The 4357-nt window shown below is 65.0% G+C and carries 4 protein-coding genes; all 4 read right to left on the bottom strand.

Annotated elements, in window-relative coordinates; genetic code table 11:
- The coding region (locus VN856_RS02810) for a bifunctional folylpolyglutamate synthase/dihydrofolate synthase (protein ID WP_414686853.1) at positions 1-842 on the bottom strand (842 nt) is incomplete at its 3' end.
- Entirely contained in the window at positions 839-3502 is a 2664-nt protein-coding gene (locus VN856_RS02805) for a valine--tRNA ligase (protein ID WP_325685931.1), read from the bottom strand. The genes VN856_RS02805 and VN856_RS02810, both read right to left, overlap by 4 nt.
- A gap of 64 nt (positions 3503-3566) precedes the next feature.
- Complete coding sequence (locus tag VN856_RS02800; RefSeq protein ID WP_325685929.1) at positions 3567-4136, bottom strand: DUF937 domain-containing protein; 570 nt, start codon at positions 4134-4136, stop codon at positions 3567-3569.
- Positions 4137-4247: 111 nt separating this feature from the next.
- The coding region (locus tag VN856_RS02795; protein WP_325685933.1) for a hypothetical protein at positions 4248-4357 on the bottom strand (110 nt) is incomplete at its 5' end.

Genomic DNA, 4357 nt, shown 5'->3' with positions numbered 1-4357 from the left:
TCGGAGTACACCCCACCGAGGCCCTGCAATTCCAGCATCTGCCCGCCGATCGCGACCTGGCGGCTCAACACCGCGAACTCCGAATCTTCACGCGCCACAGCGGCATCGGCGTGGACCGTCTGCGCCAGCACAACCTCCATCGCCTCCGGCACCTGACGGCCGATGACCGCCACCGTGTCCGGCGCTCCATCTTCGGCTTGGTGGATGATGCCGGCTTTCTCACCGGCGATGCCCGCGATGTCGTCGCCGAGGTACTCGACGTGGTCGACGCTGATCGGCGTGATCACCGCGACCGGCGCGTCGATCACATTGGTGGCGTCCCAACGTCCGCCCAGACCGACTTCGATGACTCCCACGTCGATCGGGGCATCGGCGAACGCCGCGAATGCCATCGCGGTCAGGACCTCGAACTTGCTCATCGCCGGGCCGCCGCCGTCTTGCGACTGCTGGTCGATCATCTGCACGAACGGCTCGAGTTCGGCGTAGGTCTCCACGTATGTCGCTGGGCTGATCGGCTTTCCGTCGATCGCGATACGTTCGACCGCCGACTGCAGGTGCGGGCTGGTGGTGCGCCCGGTACGCCGCTGCAGCGCGGTCAGCAGCGCATCGACCATCCGCGCCACCGAGGTTTTGCCGTTGGTACCGGCGATGTGGATCGACGGGTAGCTGCGTTGCGGTGAGCCGAGCAGATCCATCAGCGCAGCGATGCGGGCCAGGCTGGGCTCGATCTTGGTTTCCGGCCAACGCTGATCGAGTAAGTGCTCGACCTGGAGCAGTGCCGCGATCTCATCCGGGGTGGGAACGACCTCGGTTGGTTCTGCGTCGTAGGGATCCAATGTCACTGCAGCCCGGCCAGCCTGGCCGTGATCCGGTCAACTTCGTCGCGCGCTACCCGTTGACGCGCGCGTTGGTTGTCGACGACAGCCTCCGGGGCCTTGGCCATGAAGTCCGCATTGCCCAATTTCGCTGTGGTCGAAGCTAATTCCTTTTGCGCGGTGGCCAGATCCTTCTCCAGTCGGCGACGCTCGGCGGCTACGTCGATGGTGCCCGAGGTGTCGAGTTCGACGACGACCGTACCGCCCTTGAGCCCGACCTCCAGGGATGCCGAAGGGCTGAAATCCGGGCCCGGCTCGGTCAGCCACGCCAACGAGGAAACGGCACCGATCTGGGTGCTCAGGTCGGCGGTGTCGATGCCCGACAGCCGTGCCGACACCTTCTGCCGATCGGCCACACCCTGATCGCTACGGAACCGGCGAATCTCGGTCACCAATTTCTGCATATCGGTGATCCGTTGCGCGGCAACGCTATTTAGCGCGATGCCAGAGGTTTGCGGCCATTCGGCGATCACGACGGACTCCCCGCCGGTCAGGTTCTTCCACAGCGTCTCGGTCACGAACGGGATCACTGGGTGCAGCAACCGAAGCAGCGTGTCCAGCGCGGCCGCCAGCACGGCAGTGGTGTGCGAGAGCCCGTCGGCAACCTGCGTCTTGGCCAGCTCGAGGTACCAGTCGCAGAACTCGTCCCAGGTGAAGTGGTACAGCGATTCGCACGCCCGGCTGAACTCATAGCCGTCGAAGGCCGAATCGACCTCGGCGCGAACCTCTTCCAGCCGGCCCAGGATCCAGCGGTCGGCATCGGTGAGCTCGTCGAGACCCGGCAGCGGCGCCGGCGCGGCACCGTTCATCAACGCGAAGCGGGTGGCGTTGAACAGCTTGGTGACGAAGTTACGTGACGCCCGGACATCGTCCTCGCCGACGCTGAGATCACTGCCGGGACTGGAGCCGCGAGCCAGGGTGAATCGCAAAGCGTCCGCGCCGTAGACCTCCAGCCAGTCCAGCGGATCGATGACGTTGCCCTTGGACTTGCTCATCTTCCGGCCGGACTCATCACGGATCAACCCGTGCAGGAACACGTCGGTGAACGGCACCTGTGGACCTCGGGCACCGTCCAGCGTGATGGCGTCGTCACCGCCGACAAACGTCCCGAACATCATCATCCGGGCCACCCAGAAGAACAGAATGTCGTAACCGGTCACCAGAACGCTTGTCGGATAGAACTTTTCCAAGGCCGGCGTCTTGTCGGGCCAGCCCAGCGTGGAGAACGGCCACAGCGCAGAGGAGAACCAGGTGTCCAGGACGTCGGGATCCTGCTCCCAACCGTCGGGCGGTGTCTCGTCCGGACCCACGCAGATCTGCTGACCGTCCGGCCCGTACCAGATCGGGATTCGGTGGCCCCACCACAGCTGACGTGAGATGCACCAGTCATGCATGTCGTCGACCCAGGCGAACCAGCGTGGTTCCAGCCTGGCGGGGTGAATCACGGTGTCGCCGTTGCGTACCGCGTCACCGGCGGCCTTGGCCAGCGATTCGACTCGCACCCACCACTGCAGCGACAGCCGTGGTTCGATCGGCTCACCGCTGCGCTCCGAGTGCCCGACGCTGTGCAGGTAGGGCCGCTTCTCGGCGACGATCCTGCCCTGCGCCGCCAAGGCTTCGCGGACCGCGACACGCGCCTCGAATCGGTCCATGCCGTCGAATTGCGTTCCAATGTCGGCGATCCGACCTTTCGTGTCCATGATCGAGGGCATGGGGAGCTGATGACGCAGCCCGATCTCGAAGTCGTTCGGGTCATGGGCAGGGGTGACTTTGACTGCGCCGGTACCGAATTCAGGGTCGACGTGATCGTCGGCGACGATGATGATCTGGCGGTCCAGGAACGGGTGCGCCAGTGTCGAGCCGACCAGCCCTCGGTAGCGGTCGTCGTCGGGATGCACCGCGATCGCCGTGTCACCCAACATCGTCTCGACCCGGGTGGTGGCCACCACAATGTGCGGCTCGGAGTCGTCGAGCGAACCGTAGCGGAACGACACCAGTTCGCCTTCGACGTCCTCGTAACGGACCTCGAGATCCGATATCGCCGTTTCCAGCACCGGCGACCAGTTGACCAGGCGCTCGGCCCGATAGATCAGGCCGCCGTCATAGAGCCGTTTGAAGATCGTGCGCACCGCCCGCGACAGCCCGTCGTCCATGGTGAAGCGTTCGCGGTTCCAGTCCACCCCGTCGCCGAGACGGCGCATCTGACCGCCGATGGCACCGCCCGATTCGCGCTTCCAGTCCCACACCTTGTCGATGAACAGCGTGCGGCCGAAGTCTTCTTTGGTCTTGCCGTCGACGGCGAGCTGCTTCTCCACGACGCTTTGGGTGGCGATGCCAGCGTGGTCCATGCCGGGCTGCCACAGCACCTCGTAACCCTGCATGCGCTTGCGGCGGGTCAGGGCATCCATCATGGTGTGCTCGAGCGCGTGACCCATGTGCAGGCTGCCGGTCACGTTGGGCGGCGGCAGCACGATCGAGTAACCGGGTTTGGTGCTGGCCGGATCGGCGCCGAAATAACCCGCATCCACCCAGCGCTGATATGTCGCGCTTTCGGCCGCGCCCGGATCCCACGCCTTGGGCAGGTCTTCGGCCCGCGTGTCAGCGGCGCGTTCTGGGCTTGCGGTCACCCCTCAAGTCTAGAAAGCGCCGCCAACGGATAAGAACACCGCCCATGCCGGGCGGCGCCGACTACTACTTCTTGCCGCCGAGCAATCCGCCGAGAATGTCGCCCGCCTTCGAGCCCAGCGCGTTGCCCAGCACAGTGCCCAGCGACTTGTTGCCGCCGGCCATTCCACCAAGGATGCTGCCCAGCACGTCGTTGAGCGCGCCTCCGGAGGACGCCTCCTCCTTGGCCGGTTCGCTCTTTTGGCCGAGCTGCTTTCCGATGTAGGCCAACACGATCGGAGCCAGGATGGGCAGCAGCTGCTTGAGCAGAGCGCTGTTGCCGCCGCCACCGCCGGCCAGCGCGCTGGCGACCTGGTCGGCGTCATTGCCGCCGAAGATTCTCGCGATCGCCTGCTGACCTTCGTTCTGGTCGACCTGATCGACGTTCACGCCGCCATCGAGCAAGTCGGCGTGGCTGTCGGCCGCGGACTCGATCTTGCTGGCGTGCTCGGGATCCTGTGCGTTTTCGGACAGGCCGCCGACCAGCACCGGTACCAGCAACTGGACCGCCTTGTTCACCTCGGCTTCGTCGACGCCGATCTTGCTTGCAATGTCACTTGTGGGAATCTGAGACAGGAGATCTTCAAGGCCGGCCATGGACCCGTCCACCTAACGTTGCTGGGATGCTTTGGTTCACTGTTGACACTAGCCCAGCTGATCTTGTCCTTACAGGGTTCTTTGCAGAGCAATTGAGCCCCGGCCACGCCGTCAGCGGTGCATCAATCGGGCCGTCTGCAGCGAGACATCCGCGGCGGGCAATCGGGTCAGTAGCGCGTCGCCCATTGCGGCCGCCGGGGTCAGCACACCGCGCAGCTCCG

Source organism: Mycobacterium sp., assembly GCF_035603715.1.
Lineage (GTDB): Bacteria > Actinomycetota > Actinomycetes > Mycobacteriales > Mycobacteriaceae > Mycobacterium.
The sequence above is the reverse complement of the archived record's forward strand: the minus strand, read 5'-3'. Positions and strand labels throughout refer to the sequence as shown.

Coding starts and splice junctions, on each gene's coding strand:
- VN856_RS02800 (WP_325685929.1), bottom strand. CDS start 4,136: ATGGCCGGCCTTGAAGATCTCCTGTCTCAGATTCCCACAAGTGACATT.